At 67.3% G+C, this 20,631-nt stretch carries 23 protein-coding genes and 2 tRNA genes; 14 read left to right on the top strand and 11 right to left on the bottom strand.

What is annotated here, in order from left to right; translation table 11 throughout:
- The first annotated feature begins 177 nt into the window (after window positions 1–177).
- The 4 genes from E6C72_RS16870 (at window position 178) to E6C72_RS16855 (ending at window position 3,062) form a co-directional block, all read left to right on the top strand.
- Complete coding sequence (locus tag E6C72_RS16870; RefSeq protein WP_109086874.1) at window positions 178–1,386, top strand: homoserine O-acetyltransferase; 1,209 nt, start codon at window positions 178–180, stop codon at window positions 1,384–1,386.
- Between the two features lie 26 nt (window positions 1,387–1,412).
- Entirely contained in the window at window positions 1,413–2,024 is a 612-nt protein-coding gene (metW, locus tag E6C72_RS16865; RefSeq protein WP_109086873.1) for a methionine biosynthesis protein MetW, read from the top strand.
- 76 nt (window positions 2,025–2,100) lie between these two features.
- A complete protein-coding gene (locus E6C72_RS16860; protein ID WP_109086872.1) occupies window positions 2,101–2,355 on the top strand; it encodes a DUF3072 domain-containing protein in 255 nt (84 codons plus the stop codon).
- Between the two features lie 119 nt (window positions 2,356–2,474).
- On the top strand, window positions 2,475–3,062 hold the full coding sequence (locus tag E6C72_RS16855) for a PRC-barrel domain-containing protein (protein WP_109086871.1): 588 nt from the start codon (window positions 2,475–2,477) through the stop codon (window positions 3,060–3,062).
- A 4-nt stretch (window positions 3,063–3,066) separates the two neighbouring features.
- On the opposite strand, the gene E6C72_RS16850 is transcribed toward E6C72_RS16855, so the two are convergent.
- Entirely contained in the window at window positions 3,067–4,503 is a 1,437-nt protein-coding gene (locus E6C72_RS16850; protein WP_247875828.1) for an MFS transporter, read from the bottom strand.
- A gap of 135 nt (window positions 4,504–4,638) precedes the next feature.
- Here E6C72_RS16850 and E6C72_RS16845 point away from each other — a divergent pair, with 135 nt between their 5' ends.
- A complete protein-coding gene (locus tag E6C72_RS16845; RefSeq protein WP_109086869.1) occupies window positions 4,639–4,839 on the top strand; it encodes a hypothetical protein in 201 nt (66 codons plus the stop codon).
- Between the two features lie 3 nt (window positions 4,840–4,842).
- Window positions 4,843–5,040, top strand: a complete 198-nt coding sequence (locus E6C72_RS16840; protein ID WP_109086868.1) for a hypothetical protein — start codon at window positions 4,843–4,845, stop codon at window positions 5,038–5,040.
- A gap of 41 nt (window positions 5,041–5,081) precedes the next feature.
- On the opposite strand, the gene cueR is transcribed toward E6C72_RS16840, so the two are convergent.
- Entirely contained in the window at window positions 5,082–5,468 is a 387-nt protein-coding gene (gene cueR, locus E6C72_RS16835; RefSeq protein ID WP_109086942.1) for a Cu(I)-responsive transcriptional regulator, read from the bottom strand.
- Between the two features lie 11 nt (window positions 5,469–5,479).
- Complete coding sequence (locus E6C72_RS16830) at window positions 5,480–7,918, bottom strand: heavy metal translocating P-type ATPase (RefSeq protein ID WP_109086867.1); 2,439 nt, start codon at window positions 7,916–7,918, stop codon at window positions 5,480–5,482.
- Window positions 7,919–8,080: 162 nt separating this feature from the next.
- Between E6C72_RS16830 and E6C72_RS16825 the strand changes: the two genes are divergently transcribed.
- Window positions 8,081–8,641 (top strand): hypothetical protein, encoded by a 561-nt coding sequence (locus tag E6C72_RS16825; protein ID WP_109086866.1) that lies wholly within the window; start codon window positions 8,081–8,083, stop codon window positions 8,639–8,641.
- A 74-nt stretch (window positions 8,642–8,715) separates the two neighbouring features.
- Window positions 8,716–9,360: a trimeric intracellular cation channel family protein gene (locus E6C72_RS16820; protein ID WP_109086865.1), complete on the top strand. Its 645-nt coding sequence runs from the start codon at window positions 8,716–8,718 to the stop codon at window positions 9,358–9,360.
- Window positions 9,361–9,439: 79 nt separating this feature from the next.
- Here E6C72_RS16820 and E6C72_RS16815 read toward each other — a convergent pair whose 3' ends face one another.
- A complete protein-coding gene (locus E6C72_RS16815) occupies window positions 9,440–10,702 on the bottom strand; it encodes an ABC transporter substrate-binding protein (RefSeq protein ID WP_109086864.1) in 1,263 nt (420 codons plus the stop codon).
- A gap of 251 nt (window positions 10,703–10,953) precedes the next feature.
- Between E6C72_RS16815 and E6C72_RS16810 the strand changes: the two genes are divergently transcribed.
- Together E6C72_RS16810 and E6C72_RS16805 are read left to right on the top strand one after the other, a co-directional pair.
- Entirely contained in the window at window positions 10,954–11,742 is a 789-nt protein-coding gene (locus E6C72_RS16810; RefSeq protein ID WP_109086863.1) for a metallophosphoesterase family protein, read from the top strand.
- 349 nt (window positions 11,743–12,091) lie between these two features.
- Complete coding sequence (locus tag E6C72_RS16805; protein ID WP_109086862.1) at window positions 12,092–12,817, top strand: ABC transporter substrate-binding protein; 726 nt, start codon at window positions 12,092–12,094, stop codon at window positions 12,815–12,817.
- Between the two features lie 103 nt (window positions 12,818–12,920).
- Here E6C72_RS16805 and E6C72_RS16800 read toward each other — a convergent pair.
- The 3 genes from E6C72_RS16800 to E6C72_RS16790 form a co-directional block, all read right to left on the bottom strand.
- Window positions 12,921–12,997 (bottom strand) — tRNA-Pro (locus E6C72_RS16800).
- Between the two features lie 234 nt (window positions 12,998–13,231).
- Window positions 13,232–13,308 (bottom strand) — tRNA-Pro (locus E6C72_RS16795).
- A 156-nt stretch (window positions 13,309–13,464) separates the two neighbouring features.
- Entirely contained in the window at window positions 13,465–14,481 is a 1,017-nt protein-coding gene (locus tag E6C72_RS16790) for a polyprenyl synthetase family protein (protein WP_109865296.1), read from the bottom strand.
- Window positions 14,482–14,581: 100 nt separating this feature from the next.
- On the opposite strand from E6C72_RS16790, the gene E6C72_RS16785 reads away from it, so the two are divergent.
- Genes E6C72_RS16785 through E6C72_RS16775 form a run of 3 tightly spaced genes read left to right on the top strand, consistent with a single transcriptional unit; the run spans window position 14,582 to window position 16,518 of the window.
- Entirely contained in the window at window positions 14,582–14,788 is a 207-nt protein-coding gene (locus E6C72_RS16785; protein ID WP_109865295.1) for a DUF2007 domain-containing protein, read from the top strand.
- A gap of 44 nt (window positions 14,789–14,832) precedes the next feature.
- A complete protein-coding gene (locus E6C72_RS16780; RefSeq protein WP_247876144.1) occupies window positions 14,833–15,555 on the top strand; it encodes a tRNA1(Val) (adenine(37)-N6)-methyltransferase in 723 nt (240 codons plus the stop codon).
- A 60-nt stretch (window positions 15,556–15,615) separates the two neighbouring features.
- On the top strand, window positions 15,616–16,518 hold the full coding sequence (locus E6C72_RS16775) for a S49 family peptidase (RefSeq protein ID WP_109865293.1): 903 nt from the start codon (window positions 15,616–15,618) through the stop codon (window positions 16,516–16,518).
- A gap of 12 nt (window positions 16,519–16,530) precedes the next feature.
- On the opposite strand, the gene oxlT is transcribed toward E6C72_RS16775, so the two are convergent.
- Window positions 16,531–17,826 carry an oxalate/formate MFS antiporter gene (gene oxlT / locus E6C72_RS16770; RefSeq protein ID WP_109865292.1) on the bottom strand — a complete coding sequence of 432 codons (1,296 nt, stop codon included), beginning with the start codon at window positions 17,824–17,826 and terminating at the stop codon, window positions 16,531–16,533.
- 358 nt (window positions 17,827–18,184) lie between these two features.
- Here oxlT and E6C72_RS16765 point away from each other — a divergent pair, with 358 nt between their 5' ends.
- The gene (locus E6C72_RS16765) at window positions 18,185–18,415 is read left to right on the top strand and encodes a hypothetical protein (protein ID WP_109865291.1); all 231 of its coding nucleotides are present in this window, start codon (window positions 18,185–18,187) and stop codon (window positions 18,413–18,415) included.
- A 25-nt stretch (window positions 18,416–18,440) separates the two neighbouring features.
- On the opposite strand, the gene E6C72_RS16760 is transcribed toward E6C72_RS16765, so the two are convergent.
- From E6C72_RS16760 to E6C72_RS16750, 3 genes are all read right to left on the bottom strand, one after another.
- Window positions 18,441–18,848: a hypothetical protein gene (locus E6C72_RS16760; RefSeq protein WP_109865290.1), complete on the bottom strand. Its 408-nt coding sequence runs from the start codon at window positions 18,846–18,848 to the stop codon at window positions 18,441–18,443.
- A 183-nt stretch (window positions 18,849–19,031) separates the two neighbouring features.
- Window positions 19,032–19,520, bottom strand: coding sequence for a YajQ family cyclic di-GMP-binding protein (locus E6C72_RS16755; protein WP_109865289.1), 489 nt, complete (start codon window positions 19,518–19,520; stop codon window positions 19,032–19,034).
- Window positions 19,521–19,631: 111 nt separating this feature from the next.
- Window positions 19,632–20,585, bottom strand: a complete 954-nt coding sequence (locus E6C72_RS16750; protein WP_109865288.1) for a lysozyme inhibitor LprI family protein — start codon at window positions 20,583–20,585, stop codon at window positions 19,632–19,634.
- Window positions 20,586–20,631: the final 46 nt, after the last annotated feature.

Genomic DNA, 20,631 nt, shown 5'->3' with positions numbered 1-20,631 from the left:
GGGTCAAAAAACCATCGAATGCAGAGCCGGTTAGTAGTAGTCCGCATGCGCCCTGAAATCAAAGAAAACATTGACACTCCGAAGGCCGGCTTCGTAGCTATACGCTCCCGTTCCGCCACAGCTCCCTGACGGTCTCCATCAAGGCGCCGTAAGGCTTCCGACAAGGCACGAAACGAGATGTCCGCGGCCCTCGACAGCTCCGCCCCCAATGCCCCAGCCTCCACTGAACAGGTCATGCCGGGCAAGCGCGTGCGTCTGGCGGTCGACCGGCCGATGCGGCTGGACAGCGGGGTGGAGATCGGCGGCTTCCAGATCGCCTACCAGACCTACGGCACGCTGAACGCCGACAAGTCCAACGCGATCTTCATCTGCCACGCCCTGACCGGCGACCATTTCGTGGTGGAGAAGCACCCGGTCACCGGCAAGCCCGGCTGGTGGGAGATGCTGGTCGGCCCTGGCAAGCCGGTGGACACCGACCGCTATTTCGTCATCTGTTCCAACGTGCTGGGCGGCTGCCTGGGCAGCACCGGGCCGAAGGACGTCGATCCGGCCACCGGCCAGCCCTATGGCCTGTCCTTCCCCGTCGTGACCATCGGCGACATGGTGCGGGCGCAGAAGCTGCTGGTCGAGCATCTCGGCATCGAGAAGCTGTTCTGCGTCATCGGTGGCTCGATGGGCGGCATGCAGGTGCTGCAATGGGCGGTCGCCTATCCGGAGTCGGTGTTCGCCGCGGTGCCCATCGCCACCGCCGCCCGCCATTCGGCCCAGAACATCGCCTTCCACGAGGTCGGCCGTCAGGCGATCATGGCCGACCCGGAATGGCGCGGCGGCAATTACCTGCTGGAAGGCACCAAGCCGGAAGCCGGTCTGGCCGTCGCCCGCATGGCCGCGCACATCACCTACCTGTCGGAAGCGGCGCTGCACCGCAAGTTCGGCCGCAATCTGCAGGACCGCAAGTCGGTCACCTACGGCTTCGACGCCGATTTCCAGGTGGAAAGCTACCTGCGTTATCAGGGGGCGGCCTTCGTCGAGCGGTTCGACGCCAACTCCTACCTCTACATCACCCGCGCGATGGATTACTTCGACCTCGCCGCCGATGCCGGGGGATCGCTGGCCAACGCCTTCCGGCCGGGGGGGAAGACCACGCCGGTGCGCTTCTGCCTTGCCAGCTTCTCCAGCGACTGGCTGTTCCCGACCTCGGAATCGCGGGCCATCGTGCATGCGCTGAACGCCGTCGCCGCCAATGTCAGCTTCGTGGAGATCGAGACCGACAAGGGCCACGACGCCTTCCTGCTGGACGAGCCGGAGTTCCATCAGGTCATCCACGGCTTCCTGGAGGGTTGCGCCGAGCATCGCGGCCTGTCCGTCCGCCGCCGCGCGCGCTGAGTGGGATTGGAGCTGGACAACCGAAGATGGTGGACATTCGCGACGACCTGAAGCTGATCGCCGAGATGGTGGAGCCGAACAGCCGCGTGCTGGACGTCGGCTGTGGCGACGGCGCCCTACTGGATTATCTGTCCCACACCAAGAATGTCGACGGGCGCGGCATCGAACTGAGCATGGACGGCGTGCGCCAGTGCGTCGCCCACGGCCTGTCGGTAATCCAGGGCGATGCCGAGACCGACCTGAAGGACTATCCGGCGGAAGCCTTCGACTATGTCATCCTCGGCCAGACGCTGCAGGCGATGAAGCAGCCGCGCGACGTGCTGGAGATGCTGTGCCGCATCGGACGGCGCGCCATCGTCTCGGTTCCGAATTTCGGCTATTGGCGCGTCCGCATGCAGCTGATGCTGACCGGCCGCATGCCGGTGACGGAAAAGCTGGGCTACCAGTGGTGGGAAACGCCCAACATCCATTTCTGCACCCTGCGCGACTTCGTCGTGCTGACGGAGGAAATGGGCATCACCATCGAGCAGACCCGGATCATCGACCGCGCCGGCCGGGTGACCAGCCGCGCCCATTCCGGCTTCGCCAACCTGCTGGGCGAGCAGGGGGTTTTCCTGCTGCGGCGCAACGGCAGCTGAGTATTTTGCGGTGAGGGCGGGAACTTCCCATTGTCGCCTCTGTTCATGATGCGTTCCTTTCAAGGAGGCACGGATCATGACGACCAAGCACACCGCCGACCAGCACGACCATGCCGGCCACGGGAATCCGAAGACCGGCGAAGACACGTCGAACCGCGACAAGAACCCCGACGACTGGACCACCGGCGACGAGCCTATGACCGGCGCCCAGGCCTCGTATCTGAAGACCCTGAGCGAGGAGGCCGGCGAGTCCTTCGATGACGGCCTGACCAAGGCGGAAGCGTCCAAGCGTATCGACGCGCTTCAGGACAAGACCGGCCGCGGAAAGTAGGGGAAGTCCCCTCTCCCCCCAGGGAGCGGGAGACGGGCACGGATTCATGTCGGCAACCCAAGCCCACCTTGCGCTGTTAACCAGGGCGATGCGTGAATCCGAACGGAAGGGTCGCCCCCATGCTCCGCCCTCTCTTGCTCGCTCCGGCCACGGCGCTGCTGCTGACCGGCACCGCCTTTGCCCAAACCGCACCGAGCGCCACCGCCACGCCGCCGCTGATGACCGCGCCCCGGCCCGACGACCAGCCGGCGACCGGGCAGATCATCTCCCCGCAGGGGGTCAGTGGCGAGGCGCCGTCACTTGAGGTGCAGAATCCCGCCCCACCGGTGACCGGTGCGCAGATGGGCGTTGGACAGGGCTCGTCGCCGCCGGTGGCGGCATTGCCCTCCGCAGCGCTCAATCCCGAGCAGGCGCGGGCGATGGTGGGGACGGAGCTGCGCACCCGCGACGGGCAGCCGGCCGGCCGCATCCTCGACTTCACCATGGACCGCAGCGGTGACCGGGTCGACCGCATCGTGATGGCGCCGAACGAGGTTCTGGGGCTGGGTGAAAAGCTGGTGGCCGTGCCGGCCGGCACCCTGGCGAACGGCCCTGACGGGCCGATGCTGGACATCGGGCAGGACGAGCTGGACAAGGCCCCCATCTTCGCCTACGGCGACGAGCCGACGCTGACCCGGCCGGAAAGCCGGCAGCCCGGCAACCAATAAGCCGTCAGGCGGCCGGGCGGCGGCGGAAGATGCCGGTCAGGCAGGCGACGAGGCACAGGCCGGAGCCCAGCCACAGCACGACGACGCTGCCGTCCGCCTTGCCGATGGCGGTGAAGACCAGACCGACCGTGGCGGCGCCCAGCGTCTGGCCGAGCAGCCGGCCGGTCGCCTGGATGCCGCTGGCGCCGCCGCTGCGCTCCTTCGGCGCGCTGCTGACCAGCACCTTGTTGTTCGGGGTCTGGAACAGGCCGAAACCGAAACCGGCCAGCGCCATGCGCCAGACGACATCAAGCGTCGACGGGTCGGGCGGCAGCAGCGCCATCAGGGCGAGGCCGGAGGCGAAGGCCAGCAGACCCGCCGCCGCCAGCCGCGTCGGCTCGTAGCGGTCGGCCAGCCGGCCGGAGATCGGGGCGATCAGCGCCACCACCAGCGGCCAGGGCGTCATCAGCAGCCCCGATTCGGCCAGCGACCGGTTCAGCACATCCTCGAAGAAGAAGGGCATGGCGACGAAGACGATGTTCTGCGCCGCGAAGGAGCAGACCGAGGTGACGACCGTCAGGGCGAAGACCGGACGGCGCAGCAGATCCACCGGCAGCAACGGCGCCGCCTGCGCCAATTCGCGGCGCACCAGCGTTGCGCCCAGCGCCAGCGCCCCGACCAGTTCCGCCGCAACGAGCCAATAGGGCTGGCTGCCGTCCACCCCCTTGAAGCCGACGATCAGCAGGCCGAGCGTGCCGGCATTGAGCGCGGCGCTCAGCCAGTCGAAGCGGTGACCGGCCGGGTTCGACGCCGGCATCGCCCGCGCCGCCACCGCCAGCGCCGCCAGCCCGAGCGGCACATTGACGGCGAACAGCCAGGGCCAGGAGGCCACCGACAGGATCAGCGCCGCAAGGCTGGGGCCCGCAGCGGAGGACACCGCGACGATCATCGCGTTGTAGCCGACGCCCCGGCCGAGATGGGTGGAGGGATAGATGTGGCGGACCAGCGCCAGATTGACGCTCATGATCCCGGCACCGCCGATGCCCTGCAACACGCGGGCGGCGGTCAGCACCGGCAGAGTCGGCGACAGCGCGCAGGCCAGCGAGGCTGCGGTGAAGACCGCCAGCCCGAACCAGTAGACCTTGCGGTAGCCGATGATGTCGCCAAGCGAGGCCATCGGAAACAGCGAGACGGTGACCGCCAGCTGGTAGGCGTTGACCACCCAGATCGCACTGGCGGCATCGACGGCGAACTCGCGCTGAATGGTCGGCAGGGCGATGTTGGCGACCACCCCGTCCAGCACCGCCATGATAAGCGCGACGGTCATCGCCGCCATCGCCCAGTAGCGTTGCGGAATCGGCAGGCCGTCCACCGCGGCGGGCGGCCTGATGGTGGCGGATCGGGCAGGGGAGAGGGAGGGCGCGGAGGGGTTCGACATGCCCGTCAGCATAAGGGCCGTCATGCACCCTGCGGTCGCAGCAATTTCGCATGAAAGCATTGCGGAAGCCGAGCGCATGGGTGGGTCTCTCTATTCCCGGAACCCCTCTCCCATCCTTCTGTTGGGTTGAGACGCGAGCCAACAAAAAGGAGCGCCACCATGACCAAGCACATCCCGCCCGTCCCGCCCGAGGGCCGCAGCGACAAGGGAGGTGGGAAGACGGGCCCCGGCGAGCCGGCGACCAGCGCATCACCAGACGACGGCGTGAGCAACCGCGGCGCCCCGAACACCAAGGAACAGGGCCAGCAGGGCAACACCCGGCAGAACACCACCCACCAGGGCTATCAGCAGGATCGGTGAGGCATGAGCAAGCGCAACGAGGCGACCGACCGCCACCATGGCGGCCCCGGCAGCAGCCAGCAGAACGCCGACAAGCCGCAAGCGGCGCCGGAGAAACACCCGCATCCGGGCGAGCCGACCAACGGCCGGCAGTCCGGCAGCTCCAGCGGCGGCGGCGAACAGGACCTGCACCACACGCACGACCCGAAGACGAAGCGGTAAGGGGGAAGGCCCTCTCCCGTCCCGGGAGAGGGTGCTTTGCCTCACGACGCCAAATCCTTCAAAATCGGGCAATCCGGTCGCTCGTCGCCATGGCAGGCGTCGGCAAGCTCGTGCAGCGTGTCGCGCATCGCCTGCAGTTCGGCGATCTTCGCCTCCAGCTCGTCGATATGCTGGAGCGCGATGCGCTTGACCTCGGCGCTGCACCGGGAACGGTCCTGCCACAGCCCGACCAGCTTCTGGATACGCTCGATCCCGAAGCCCAGCGTGCGCGCCCGCTTGACGAAGCGCAGCACATTCACGTCGCGGTCGCTGTAGACGCGGTAGCCCGACGCCGTCCGCCCGGCCTCCGGGATCAGGCCGATCGATTCGTAATAGCGGATCAGCTTGGCGTTGACGCCCGACGCCTTGGCGGCATCGCCGATGGTCATGCCGTCCTTCATCATGCGTCCTCGGTTTTGGGTGGCGTCCAGCCACGCAGGGTCAGGGCATTCACCACCACGCTGACCGAGCTCAGCGCCATCGCCGCCCCCGCCAGCACCGGGCTGAGATTGCCCGACGCCGCCAGCGGGATGCCGATCACGTTGTAGGCGAAGGCCCAGAACAGCCCCTGGCGGATCTTCGCATAGGTCCGGCGCGACACGTCGATGGCGCCGGCGACCAGACGGGGATCGCCGCGCATCAGGGTGACGCCCGCGCTGTGCATCGCCACGTCGGTGCCGGTCGCCATGGCGATGCCGACATCGGCGGCGGCAAGAGCGGGCGCGTCGTTGATGCCGTCACCGACCATGCCGACCACCTTGCCCTCCCCCTTCAAGGTCGCGACAACGGCGGCCTTGTCGCCCGGCAGCACCTCGGCGAACACCCGCCCGATGCCGAGCGCCGCAGCGACGGAGCGGGCGGCGCCCCAGCCGTCGCCGGTCACCATCACCGGCTCAACCCCCTGGGCCTTCAGCGAAGCGACTGCGGTGATCGCGCTGTCCTTCACAATGTCGCCAAAGGCGACGAGTCCGAGCGGACGCGGCCCCTCGCCGACCTCGATAAGCCAGGACAGGGTGCGCCCGGATGCAGCGAGCGCGTCGGCCTGTTCGGCGAGGACACCGGGCCGCAAGCCGGCCTCCGCCACCGCGCGGGCGTTGCCGAGTTGCAGGCGGCGCCCCGCCACCGTGCCGGCAACGCCGCGGCCGGCCAGCGCGCGGAAATCGCTCACCGGGTCCGCCGCCATGCCGGCGCCGGCGGCGCGGTCGCGCAGGGCAAGGGCGAGCGGATGCTCGCTGCCGGCCTGGAGGGCGGCGGCGAGGCGCAGCAGGGTTTCGCCATCGGTGCCGTCGGCGGGGATCAGGTCGGTGACGCGCGGCTTGCCTTCCGTCAGCGTGCCGGTCTTGTCGAAGGCGACGGCGGTCAGGGCGTGGGCGCGTTCCAGCGCCTCGGCGTCCTTGATGAGAATGCCGTGACGGGCTGCGACGCCGGTGCCGACCATGATGGCGGTCGGCGTCGCCAGACCCAGCGCGCAGGGACAGGCGATGACCAGCACGGAGACGGCGGTGACGATGGCCGCCTCCAGGTCACCGCCGACGACCCACCAGCCGGCGAGTGTCAGCGCCGCCACCGCCAGCACCGCCGGGACGAAGACCGCGCTGACCCGGTCGACCAGACGCTGGATCGGCGCCTTCGACGCCTGGGCGCCCTCCACCATGCGGACGATCTGCGCCAGCATGGTCTCCGTGCCGACCGCCGTGGTCTCCACCACCAGCAGGCCGTCGCCGTTGATCGAGCCGCCGGTGACGCGGGCGCCCGGCTCCTTGTCGACCGGCAGGCTCTCGCCGGTCAGCATCGATTCGTCGACGCCACCGCCACCCTCGATCACCCGGCCGTCGACCGGCACCCGCTCGCCGGGGCGGATCACCACGAGATCGCCGACGCGGACGCGCTCCACCGGCACCTCGGTCTCGACGCCGTCGCGGCGCAGCCGGGCGGTGGCCGGGCGCAGATCCATCAGCGCGCGGATCGCCGCCGCGGTCTGTCCCTTGGCCCGCGCCTCCAGCCATTTGCCGAACAGCACGAAGGTGATCAGCACCGACGAGGCTTCAAAATAGAGATGCGGCTGGTGGCCCGGATGCGCGGTCAGCATCAGGTACAGGCTGAGTCCCCAGGCCGCCGAGGTGCCGAGCGCCACCAGCAGATCCATGTTGCCGGCCCCTGCCCGCAGCGCGTTCCAGCCGGCACGGTAGAAACGCGCGCCCAGCCAGACCTGCACGACGCTGGCGAGGATCAGCTGCACCCAGCCCGGCAGCATCCAGTCCGCCCCGAACAGGTCGCCGATCATGCCCGCCAGCAGCGGCAGCGACAGCGCCGCGGCGATCAGCACATGGTGCAGACCGCGCCGGCTGCGGTCGGCCCGCGCCTCCTCCTCCCGCTGCTCGCCGCCTTGCGCGACGGGGGCGGCGCCGTAGCCGACCTTCTCCACCGCCGCGACCAGATCGGCGGTGTCCAGGCTGCCGGCGAAGGCGACGACATGGGCGCGCTCGGTCGCCAGATTGACGGTCGCTGTCTCGACGCCCGGCAGGCGGTTCAGCGCCTTCTCCACCCGGCCGGAACAGGAGGCGCAGGTCATGCCGGTGACCGACAGGTCGAATTCACGCCGTTCGGCATGGAAACCGGCGGCCTCGACCGCTTGCGCCGCGGCCCTGGCATCGGGCGGACCGGCGAAGCTCAGCCGCGCCCGCTCCGTCGCCAGATTGACCGAGACGGCGGTGACGCCCGGCACCCGGCCCAGCGCCTTCTCTACCCGGCGGACGCAGGAGGCGCAGGTCATGCCAGACACGCCGATGTCGAGAGCGGCGATCGCCGTGGGGCTGCTGCTGTGCTGGGTCGTGGTCATGCCGGTTCTCCTTCGATTCCGCTCGGCATGAAAGGATATGGGGCTTCCAGCAATTGGAAGGTCAAGGGGCCGATCGACGCAGAGTCGTCTCTTCCTGAACAAATGGGCGAAGAAGACGTTCGTGTCCTGACCATTGCGCAACTTGCCCGAAGGGACCGCCCCTTGACCCGCCTGACCATCGCCGAGGCGCAGAGCCGCGTTTCCCACATGCTGACCCATGACGTGGTCGAGGATCTGCGCGCCGTGGAGTATGAGACGCCGCCGCTGGCCGATGCGCCGTCCGCCACGCCGCTGAGCGGGCTTCGGCGGGCCGAGGTGGCCTTCAGCCATGCCCCCGGCTCGCCCGACTGCCTGTACCGCATCGGCGCCTTCGGCGATTCGCTGCTGATGCGGCTTCAGCTGAATGTCCGGCGCTTCGTCGCCATCTATCAGGTGCCGGTGACGGATCCGATCGACAGCAACACCATCGCCCCGCATTTCGAGCGCTGGGCCATCGGCGCCGGCCATGCCGGCTGGACCATCGGTTGGCGCGACGGCGTCGATCCCTGGAAGCAGGACATCCGGGTGGTGGAGACCTACTGCTACGCCATGCTGCCGGAGGATTTCCTGGACGAGCCGCTGACCCAGCTCTACTGGCGTACCGACCTGTTGCAGATGACCCGCGCCTTCCTGCTGGAAGCGCGGCGGATGGGCATCCGGCTGTCGGCACCCGACACGGTGTAGCTGAGGTTTCGCTTGGCGGCGCGGGGGCGCCTATGCTCAATCATTGAGCAGACATTCTCCGCCGAGTTCGCCCCATGCCGCCACTTCCCATTCCGATGCCGACCGACCTGTCCATCCTGCTGACGGTGATGGATTTCATCGGCGTGTTCGTCTTCGGCCTCAGCGGCGGCACGCTGGCGGTGCGCAAGCGGCTTGACCTGTTCGGGGTGATGGTGCTGTCGCTGGCGGCGGCGCTGGCCGGCGGCGTGATGCGTGACCTGCTGATCGGTTCGCTGCCCCCCGCCAGCCTGCGCGACGACAGCTATCTTTTCGTCGCCCTGGCTGCCGGTCTGACCGCCTTCCTGTTCCACAAGCCGATCAACCGGCTGGGCAAGCCGGTGATGGTGCTGGACGCCGCCGGGCTCGGGCTGTTCACCGTCGCCGGCTGCGGCAAGGCGCTGGCCTATGGGCTGAGCCCGCTTCCGGCCGCCCTGCTGGGGGTGATGACCGCCTGCGGCGGCGGGGCGATGCGCGACCTGCTGGTGGCGGAGGTGCCGCGGGTGCTGCGCGAGGAGATCTATGCCATGGCCTCGCTGCTGGGGGCGGCGGTGATGGTCGCCGGCCAGTGGATGGAACTGCCGCCGGTACCGGTCGCGGTGGTCGGCGCGCTCGCGGTGTTCGTGCTGCGCGTGGTCAGCGTGATGCGCAACTGGAGCGCGCCCAGAGCACCGGGGAGTTGAGGGGGGCTCCCGCTCCACTTTCCCCATATCAAGATCCCCTCTCCCCTGGGGGGAGAGGGGATAGTCACGGTAAGGCAGTTTAGGCCCGCTTGCCCCAGCCCGGCATCGGGAAGACCGGGTCGGCTTCGGCGGACCCCTTCGGCAGCACCACGGTCGGGCGCAGCTTGTGGTTCTGGATGCAGGCGGAGATCAGGTTGGTGTTCTGGCCCTTGTCGTCGAAGGTGATCGCCGGGCCGACCATCAGCTTGTCCGACAGGTTGGTCTGACGCAGCGCCGCCAGCATCGCCGAAGATTCCGCGGTGCCCGCCCGCTTGAAGGCGTCGGCGGCGATCAGGATCGCCTCGAAGGTGAAGGCGACGTTGAAGGCGTAGCCCTCGAACCGGTCGTTCGGGAACTGCTTCCTGAAGGCCGCCTCGACCCGCTTGGTCATCGCCGCCTTGGGGTCGTACCAGGGCAGGTTGGTGATGGCATAGTCGGCGTACTTGCCCAGCACCTTGTAGAACTGCTCGTCATACAGGCCCGGCGAACCCGGGGAGACGATGCCCTTCGGCTCCCAGCGCTGCTTCACCATTTCGCGCACCATCATGATGGCGTCGTTGGCGCGGGTGGTGACGATGGCGAGTTCGGCGCCGGTGCCCTTGGCCTTCGCCACCTCCACCGCAAGGTCCTGCGCCTTCGGGTCGTAGGAGATCGATTCCAGGATCTGGAAGGGCATGTTCAGCTTGGGGAACAGCGCGTCGATGGCGGCCTTGTTCGCCATGCCGAAGGTGTCGTTGGCATGCAGGAAGACGGCGGTCTTCGGCGTGGTGCCGGTGGCGGCGAACAGGTCCTTCATCAGCGACATCCCGTTCGACACCAGCATGGTCGAGGTCGGGAAGTTGCGGAAGACGGTCTTGTAGCCCTGCTCGGTCAGCTTGTCGGCAGCGGCGATGTTCATCACCAGCGGCACGCCGCGCTGCTCGCAGACCTGGGCGGCGGCGGCTGTCTGGCCGCTGTCGAAAGCGCCGACGATGACATGGGCGCCGTCGTTGATCAGCTTTTCCGTGCGCGAGCGGGCGACGTCGGCGTTCGATTCGGTGTCGGCCGACATCACCTCGACCTTGTAGCCGAGTTCGGACAGCACCGCCGGGGCGATGTCGGCGCCGCGCTGGCAGGCCTGGCCCGCCTGGGCCAGCAGGCCGGAGCGCGGCAGCAGCACGCCGACCTTCAGCGTGGTGTCCTGGGCGAAGACCGGCGCACGGCCGAATCCGGCCAGCACGCCACCGGCGATGGCGGCCTGACCCAGCAGGCGGCGGGACAGGGCGGATCCTCCGGCGGAACGGTTCTTATGGTCGTTGGTCATGATGCTGCGGGGGCCTTTTGGCTGGTCGCAAAACGGATCTTGTCGACCGAAGATTTCACCCGGCACCCCCTCGGTGTCAAAGTGGAATCGTCGAAGTCGTTCAATGCGCAATGGATTGACCGCAATGTCCGACGGCATCACCATCGGGTCGAAGGCGACGCAAATGCGGTGCAACAGGCGAAGCCCCTTGAAGAGGCGCCGGCCCGGACACAGGTGACAGGGCGGAACGTGACGACGTCGAGAATCACCTCGTGTTGAGCTTGGCACGGAAACTGTGGACGGAGGCCATTTCGGGCACTCCCTCGGCCGGGCGGATGGGGCCGGCATCGGTGCCGCGCGGCATGCGGGTCTATGCGGTCGGCGACATCCATGGCCGGCTCGACCTGCTCGACCAGATGTTGGGCCAGATCGCACGCGACGCTGATCAGGCACCGAACCTGCTGAAATATCTGGTCTTCCTTGGCGACTACGTCGACCGCGGCCCGGACTCGCGGCTGGTGATCGAACGGCTGGCCTGCGGGCTGCCGCCGGCCTTCGGCGCCGTGTTCCTGCGCGGCAACCACGAGGACACGATGCTGGGCTTCCTGTCGGACCTGCGCGTCGCCCCCGGCTGGCTGACCTACGGCGGCGACGCGACGCTGGAAAGCTACGGCATCCCCGCCCCCGACCCGGATTCGCCGGTCGAACATCTCCAGCAGGCGCAGATGATGCTGAACAGCCTGCTGCCGGCCCATCACCGCGCCTTTCTGGGCGCCTTGCGCAACCATCTGACCATCGGCGACTATCATTTCGTCCATGCCGGCGTCCGACCCGGCGTGCCGCTCGACCAGCAGGAGGACCAGGACCGGCTGTGGATCCGCGATGCCTTCCTGGCATCGCGAGTCGACCATGGCAAGGTGGTGGTCCACGGCCATACCATCGCGCCGGAGCCCGAACTTCTGCCCAACCGCATCGGCATCGACACCGGCGCCTATGCCACCAACCGCCTGACCGCCCTGGTGCTGGAGGGGACGGAGCGTCGGTTCCTGTGCACGATCTAGGGTCTGTCGGCGCGTCCATGACGCACCAGACACGCACCAATGACGAAACGCGATCCGGACCCGTCAGGCTGCGGAATGTCGACGGCATGCAGCGACGACCCGACCCGGGCAAATAGCGTCAGACACACCTCGCAGATGCGTTAAGAAATATTTAAGCATCAGACGGGTCCGATCACCCATTGATCGGGAAAACAGAGCAAATAATCTCTTTAAGCTCTCAGGATGGCTTATGGTGGCGTGCCTGGAAAATCAATGCAGCACCCAACCGGCACTCATTCCGCACCGGGGAGTATATTAGAGGCGCGAAGGAAGTCACGATAAACCGGCACGCTGTCAAGGAGGAGCCCCAATGCGAAACAGCATTCTGATCGCAATGACGGTGGTTGCCTCGGCTGCGGCGGCTCCAGTCATGGCGGAAAGGCTGAGGATCTACAGCGTAGATGCCCCGCCGATGACGATGGATCAGGCGGATCAGGGCGGCTTCGTCGCCGATATCACGCTTGAGGCGCTGAAACGCGCGGGATATCAGGGCGAAATCATCTTCGACCCTTGGAAGCGCGGGCAGCAGGAGGTGGCCGAGGGCGAAAATCTGCTGATCATCCCCTTCGCGCGTTCCCCGGCACGCGAGCCGAACTATACCTGGATCGCGAAAATCTTCACGACGGAGCGGAGTTTCGCGACGGTCGGCAAATCGATCGACAGCTTCGAGCAGGCAAGGGCCGAACTGAGCAGCATCATCGTCGGCCAGGGCACCGCTCAGGAAGAGCTGTTGAAGGCCAAGGGCTTCCCGCAAAGCCAGCTTCGCACCCTCAAGGTCGGACAGAGGGAAACGGAGGTTCTCAGCCCGAACGGTGACGAGGCCTGGTTCAACGGAACGCCGGAAACCCTCTGGAAGTGGAAGAGGTCCGGCCGTCCGGAAAAGATCGTGATCGGCAAGGCCGTCGCGTTCGATGACGTCTATCTCGCCTGCTCCCGGAAATGCTCGCCACACCTCGTCGAAACGCTCAAAGCGGCCGTCGACTCCGTCATTGCCGACGGAACCGCCCAACGCATAAGCGATCAGTATGTGAAATAGAATAAGGCGCGGACGCAGCCAGCCCGGCGCGGACAGGCAGCTCGATCGCGACCACCTGAAACGACGAAGGGCTCCCGGATTTCTCCGGAAGCCCCTGTCATGTTGGTCGGAGAGAGAGGATTCGAACCTCCGGCCCCTGCCTCCCGAAAGCAGTGCTCTACCAGGCTGAGCTACTCTCCGGTCCTGTCACCGGCGGCCTGTCACTTTGGAGTGCGCCGTCCGCCGGTGGAGCGGGTGTATAAACGTTTCCGGCCGATGGCGCAATGCAAAGTCACAGCCCGTCCGCAGCATTTTTGCCATGCCGATTTGGGGGGCCAATTTGGGGGCCCAGTTTGAAGGGGACGATCTGACGGACCGAGCAGGACCCTGAAACGACGAAGGGCTCCCGGATTTCTCCGGAAGCCCCTGTCATGTTGGTCGGAGAGAGAGGATTCGAACCTCCGGCCCCTGCCTCCCGAAAGCAGTGCTCTACCAGGCTGAGCTACTCTCCGGTCCTGTCACCGGCGGTCCGTCGCTTTGGAACGCGTCGTCCGCCGGTGGAGGGGGTGTATAAACGGTCCGGCCCGGGTGCGCAACGCAAAAAATGCGTCATCGTCAAAAAGATCCGGGCCGCCGATCCGCCTCCCGGCACCCCCCCTGACCGCGTGTCAGAAATCGCGATCGATCACGAAATCAATGACTTCCAGCAGGGCCTGCTTGATCGGCCCATCGGCGAACAGGCCCAGGCTGTCGCGGGCGATGGCGCCGTAATGGCGCGCCCGCTCCACCGTGTCCTTCAGGGCGTTATGCCGGGCCATCAGCACCTGGGCATGCTCCAGGTCGCCGTCCTTCTGGTCCAGATCCTCCATCACCCGGCGCCAGAAGGCGCGCTCCTCGTCGTTGCCGCGGCGGAAGGCCAGGACGACCGGCAGGGTGATCTTGCCCTCGCGGAAATCGTCACCGACCGTCTTGCCGAGCTTCGCCTGCAAGGCCGAGTAATCCAGCACGTCGTCGACCAGCTGGAAGGCGATGCCGAGATTCATCCCGTAATCGTAGAGAGCCAGCTCCTCCGCCTGGGGGCGGTTGGCGACGACGGCGCCGACGCGGCAGGCGGCGGCGAACAGCTCGGCCGTCTTGCCCTTGATGACCTCAAGGTAGGCCTGCTCGCTGGTCTCGGTGTCGTTGGTGGTGCGCAGTTGCAGCACCTCGCCCTCGGCGATGATGGCCGACGCGCCGGACAGGATGCGCAGCACGTCGAGCGACTGCACCTCCACCATCATCTCGAAGGCGCGGGAGAACAGGAAATCGCCGACCAGCACGCTGGCCTTGTTGCCGAACACCGCGTTGGCCGAAGCCATGCCGCGGCGCAGATCGCTTTCATCGACGACATCGTCGTGCAGCAGCGTGGCGCTGTGGATGAACTCCACCACCGCGGCAAGCAGCCGGTGATGCTCCCCCTGGTAACCGCACAGGTTGGCGGCGGCCAGCGTCAGCACCGGGCGCAGGCGCTTGCCGCCTGCGGCGATCAGATAGCCGGCCAGCTGGGGAATCATCTCCACCGACGACTGCATGCGGTCGAGGATGATCTGGTTGACGGCGCTGAGGTCCTCGGCCACCAAAGCGGTCAGGTCGTCGAGCGGGGTAGACTTGCGCCGTTTCGGCTCGAAGTTGGTCACGACCGCCAAGGTCGACTCCACGGATGATTGACGCCAGAATTTGCGCTAGGGAGCATAACGGCCTAGCCTCTTCGGTCAAGTCCGCAGGGGACCGTTATTTCGAGACACAATGACCGAATTGCTGCGCACCACCGATCCCGTCCGCCTGTCCTGGCTGGTCGCCCTGCTGGCCGATGCCGGAATCGAGGCCATCGTGCTGGACAGCCACACCAGCATTCTGGAGGGCTCCATCGGCGCCATTCCCCGGCGGCTGATGGTCGATACGGAGGACGCCGCACAGGCCGTCCGCATCCTGCGCGAGGCTGGCGAAGCGTGACCAGGCCAATCGTTCCGGTTTCGCAACCAAGTCCTGAGACCCCGGTGGATTTCCTGCTGAACGGCCGGGTGAGGCTCCTCCAGCCGGAGGGGGGCTATCGCGCCGCCATCGATCCGGTCTTCCTCGCCGCACTTACCGCCGCAAGCGCCGGCGAGCGGGTGCTGGATGTCGGCACCGGCACCGGGGCTGCGGCACTGTGCCTCGCCGTCCGGGTGCCGGAGGTTATGGTGGTCGGACTGGAACAGCGGGCCGACGCCTGCGCCTTCGCCCGCCGCAATGCCGACCTGAGCGGTGTCGCGGAGCGGGTGACGGTGGTGGAGGGCGACCTGCTGGCCCCACCGGAGACGTTCGGCAGCGCTGGATTCGACCGGGTGATGATGAATCCGCCCTACCTGAAGGCCGGCGCCGCCAGCATCCCGCCCGACGACTGGAAGGCGGCGGCGAATGTGGAGGGCGCAGCGGGGCTGGCAGACTGGGTGCGCTTCGCCAGCCGCATGCTGAAGCCGCGCGGAACCCTGACAATGGTCCATCGCGCCGACCGGATCGACGATATCCTCGACGCGCTGCGCGGTCGCTTCGGCAGCCTGATCCTGGTGCCGCTTTGGCCCAAGCCGGGGGTGGAGGCGAAGCGGCTGCTGCTGGTCGCCCGCAAGGGCGGCAAGGCGCCGGCCCGCCTGACCGCCGGCCTGACCGTGCACAGGGCCGAAGGCGGCTACAGCCCGGAGGCGGAGCGGGTTCTGCGCGACGCCGAAGCGCTCGTGTTCTGATCCTTATTTAGCGGGGGCGGAGCCTTTCAATCGGGAGACGACACTCCCATCTCTGCCGGCATGAGCCTGCACTCCCTCCTCGCCAAACTTCCCTTCGGCCCCTGGCGCAAGGCCGGGCCGCTGGTGTCCGTCGTCAGCCTGACCGGGGTCATCGGCCAGGGCGGCCCCCTGCGCTCCGGCCTGTCGCTGGCCGGCGTCGCCCCGCTGCTGGAACGCGCCTTCGCACCCAAGGACCAGAAGGCGGTGGCGCTGATCATCAACTCGCCCGGTGGCTCGCCGGTGCAGTCGGCGCTGATCGCCAAGCGGATCCGCGATCTGGCGGACGAGAAGAAGGTGCCGGTTTTCGCCTTCTGCGAGGATGCGGCGGCGTCGGGCGGCTATTGGCTGGCCTGCGCGGCGGACGAGATCTGGGCCGACGAAAGCTCCATCGTCGGGTCGATCGGCGTGGTGTCGTCCGGCTTCGGACTGCATGGGCTGATCGAGCGTCACGGCATCGAACGGCGTCTCTACACAGCCGGCGACAAGAAGGTGCTGCTCGACCCCTTCTCGCCCGAACGGGAAGATGGCGTCGCCCATCTGAAGGCGCTTCAGGCCGACGTGCATGAGGCGTTCAAGGCGATGGTGCGGGCACGGCGGGGCGGCCGGCTGGCCGGACCGGAGGAGGAGCTGTTCTCCGGCGCCTTCTGGGCCGGGCGAAAGGCGCTGGCGCTCGGGCTGATCGACGGGCTGGGCGACATCCGCTCGGTCATGCGCGGGCGCTTCGGCGAGAAGGTTCGGTTGCGCGTGGTGCAGCAGGAGCGTGGCATGCTGCGGCGGCTGGGGCTTCGGACTGGGCTGGGGACCGGATACGGCGACGCCCCGGCCATGGAGGCCGGGGCGCATGAGGCATTCGCCGATGCACTGGTCGCTGCCGCCCGCACCTCTCTCGACGATTGGGCGGCCTGGGCGAAGCTGGGGCGTTGAGAAAGACTGCCCTCAGCGCTCCACGGTGACGGGAGCCGCCTGCAAGCCGTAATCGTCGGCCTGGATGAAGGCCGCGCGCAGAGGCTTGAGGACGAACAGCGCCAGCACCGCAGCAACCAGATTGAAGCTGGCGGCGATGTAGAACACGGCGTGCCAGCCGAAATGGCTGGCGATGATGCTGCTGAGCGGAACCAGCAGCGCCGCCGTGCCCTTCGCGGTGTAGAGCATGCCGGCGTTGGTCGCCGCGAACTTCGAGCCGAAGGTGTCGCCGGCGGTGGCCGGGAACAGGCTGTAGATCTCGCCGAACACGCAGAAGAACATCGCGGTGAAGATCACGAACATGACCGGGTTGCGGCCGAGCTGCGTCACCAGGATGATGGCCAGCGCCGCGATGCCGAAGGCGATGAACATGGTGTTCTCGCGGCCGATGCGGTCGGACACCCAGCCGAAGAAGGGCCGGCCGGCACCATCGAGGATGCGGTCGATGGAGATCGCCAGCGTCAGGGCCGGCAGGATCAGGCCGAACATGTTGATCGGCGAATCGGCGACGTGGAAGTCATGGGCGATCGGCGCGATCTGGGCAGCCGCCATCAGGCCGCCGGAGGCCACCATCACGAACATGACATAGAGCAGCCAGAAGACCGGCGTGCGGATGACGCGGGACGGCGGATGGTCGACCTTGGTCTGGGCAAGCCCGCTCTTGCGCGCCACCGCCTGCGACTTCGGCGCCTTGCGCAGGAAGAAGGACAGCACGAAGATCACCACGCCCTGTCCGATGCCGAAGACCAGGAAGGCCTGCTCGTAGCCTTGGGCGGCGATCATGTTGGCAATGGGAATGACCGTGGCGCCGGCACCGGCGCCGAAGCCGGCGGCGGTCACGCCCGCGGCAAGACCGCGCTGCTGCGGGAACCATTTCAGCGCGTTGCCGACGCAGGTGCCGTAGACGCAGCCGGCGCCGATGCCGGAGATCACCGCCGCGGTGTAGAGCATCGGCAGCGAGGAGGCCTGGCTGTCGATCACCCAGGAGCCGCCGACCAGCAGGCTGCCGACCAGCACCACAACCTGGGGGCCGTAGCGGTCGACGAACCAGCCCTCGACCGGAACCAGCCAGGTTTCGGTGAAGACGAAGATGGAAAAGGCGATCTGGATGGCTGCGCGTCCCCAGCCATGCTTGGCATCGATGGGATCGACGAACAGCGTCCAGCCATATTGCAGGTTCGCGATCATCGCCATGCACAGCAGGCCGACGCTGAGCTGGAACCATTTGTTGTTCAGAAGACCGCGGTCTTCGGTCGTCTCTGTGGTCATGCCCCAAAGTCCCGTTGAGCGTGGGGGCGCAGGATCGAGCCGGGTTCACACCGCCTCTTGCGCCGTTCGGGGATGACTGTGCTCCTCAACAATCCGTATTCCAAATACCAGATACGGAATGCGTTATTCTTTTCCACATCGTGGAATGCTTTGAAAAGGCTTGCCTTTTCACGAGATCAGGCATGCACCGATTGCTCGCCTCACGAACTAAACTGTCGAGGCCCAGCCATGCAACGCACACATATTTGAAATACGGTATCTGGTATACAGAATATCTTGTTGCGGTGCGAGCGGAGGGCGCATGATCCGGTCATGTCCAACGGCGCTGAGAAGCTGCGCCGCAGCCAGGGGAAATCACATGATGTCCAGCGTCCTGACCAGCCTGTTCGCCGGCCCTGCCCTTCTGGTCCCCGCCACTCTGGCTCCGGCCGGATTCGCCCCTGCGGGTATCGCTGCTTCCGAGGGGTTCCTCCACGTCGCCCTGCCGGATCTGTTCGCCGGCTTCCGCACCCGCCACGGCGGGGGCAAGCGCAAGCCGGAGTCGCCGGACGTTGCGCTGTCCTGGGCCGAGTTCGGCCGGGGGTTCTGAACGGATTTCTTGAAAGCGGTCCTGCTCAGGCCGCGGAGTTCTGTGTCAGCAGGGTGGTCAGCCAGCGGAAATTGGCGCCGTCGCCATTCTGGATGGCGCTGTCCACCACCTGCATCGCCGTCGCCGGATCCTGCGGGTCGGGCACCGGGGCGGTCTGGTCCATGCCGGCCGCTGCCTGCCCGTCCTCCTGCGCGAAGAGCGTCACGGCACCGACGCCGAGACGCACCGAGGGCTGGGCGTTCGGCACCACGCCCGTGGCGTCGACACCCGAGGCGCCACCCTCTCCCACCCCGTTCAGGGTTTCGAGCATCGCCGCGAACTGACCGGCCAGCGCACCCGCCTGCCGGGACGCGGACGTCCCCTTGCGCTCCAGGACGTCTTCCGCCCGGATGCGCATCGCTTGCGTGGCCTCGCTGTTGGCCATCATCGACATGGGACGATCCCCTGCGGTTAGTGGCGAACCGCAGGGGACCACGCAAAAATCACGCCATCAGCACAACCGGCGATTCACAAGGGGCAGCACCGCCCCTGCGACGATTTGACCGGCAAAAATTACCCAGCCACCCGGCATAAGTTTCCCACCGGCCGGCAAGCCTTGCCCACCGACCGCGACCCGTCAGTCGCGGAAGTTCTGATATTGCAGCGGCTGCTCGATGCCCATCCGCTTGACCAGGGCGATGGCGTCCTGGAGGTCGTCGCGCTTCTTGCCCGTCACCCGCAGTTCGTCGCCCTGGATCGAGACCTGGACCTTCATCTTGCTGTCCTTGATCCCTTTGACGATGGTCTTCGCCAACTCCTGCGCAATTCCCTGCTTGATCGTCACGGCGTGGCGCAACGCGTCGCCGGCGGCCCGCTCCGGCTTGGCGGAGAAGTCGAGCGCCGCGGCATCCAGCTTGCGGCGGGTCACATAGACGCGCAGCAGTTCCTGCATCTGCTCCAGCTTGGTGGCGTCGTCGGCCAGCAGAACGATCTCGTTCTCGGTCCGCTCGACCGTGCATTTGGAGCCCTTGAAGTCGAACCGGGTGTCGATCTCGCGACGGACGCCGGCGATGGCGTTGTCGACCTCGTGGACATCCGTCTCGGACACGATGTCAAAGGACGGCATGGCGGCTCTCTCCCTGATAGGACGTCTCATGAACGAATCGCGCGCACCGTAAAGAAGACGGCCGCCGCACTCAACAACCGCTTTGCGCCCAGAACACCTTAGGCGGACGCGTCAGCGGGCGGACGGATGGAACGGCATGGCGATTTCCCGCAGCTCCTTGCCCGGCAACAGCAGGGTCGCCACCGCCCGCTGCGGCTCGAAGCGCCAGCTGCGCGGGTCTTTCAGCTCGGGACCGCTGCACTCCGCCGCCATCTCGGGCTCCAGCGCCGCCCGGCAGGCGGCGGTCGCGGTTGCAAGCCAGGAACCGCCGCCGAACAGCTCCGCCAGGGTCGGCACCCGTCCCCGCCCGAGATCCACCGTCAGCCCCGCCGCATAGCGGAAGCCGTTTCCCTGAACCCCGTCGCCCCGGAACTGGACCGACAGCAGGCCGGGGGCGGTGACGTGGACATCGGCGGTCAGGAGCAGTTCCGCCTCCATCCCCTCGGGCAGATCGATCGAGTTCTTGCGGAATTCGCTGGTTTCCCTCTCGACGAAGCGGCGCACCGTGTCATTGAAGAAGGCCGCGCCGGGAACGGCCGGATCGGCGATCTCCGGCCGTTCGGCGCGGATGAACAGGCGGGCTCGGGGTTTGCCGTCGGTCAGCACAACCGTGCGCAGCCGGGCGCCGAGCGCCGGATCGGCCCGTAGGGCGGCAAGCTGCGTCGTTCGCCGCTCCGTCTCCACCAGCAGGCAATCGGCCGGATCGCCGAAGCCGCTGTCGGACTCGGCACCGGCGGGAAGGCCGAAGCCGCAGGCGCGGTTGCGCCGCCCGGCCCAGGCACGCTGTTCGGCGCGGGCGAAGCCGCGTCCCGCCTCGTCGACCGCCAGCTCGCCCAACAGGGCCTTGTAAGCCGCTCCCATCGCCGCATCGGCGGCGTTGAGCGCCGGGGTAGAACAGATCAGCTTTTCCTCCGCACGTCCCGATCCGGCGCGGGCCTGGGCGCAGTCGAAACTGGCCGCGGCGGCCGGACCGGCGAGACCAAACAGAAGCGGCAGGCAGAGAACGGTGGCGGTGCGGAGGGTCATGCTGCGGAGTCCGTCGCAAGGAAGCCGCAACAGTGGATCAAAGATA

This window comes from Azospirillum sp. TSH100, assembly GCF_004923295.1.
Lineage (GTDB): Bacteria > Pseudomonadota > Alphaproteobacteria > Azospirillales > Azospirillaceae > Azospirillum.
The sequence above is the reverse complement of the archived record's forward strand: the minus strand, read 5'-3'. Positions and strand labels throughout refer to the sequence as shown.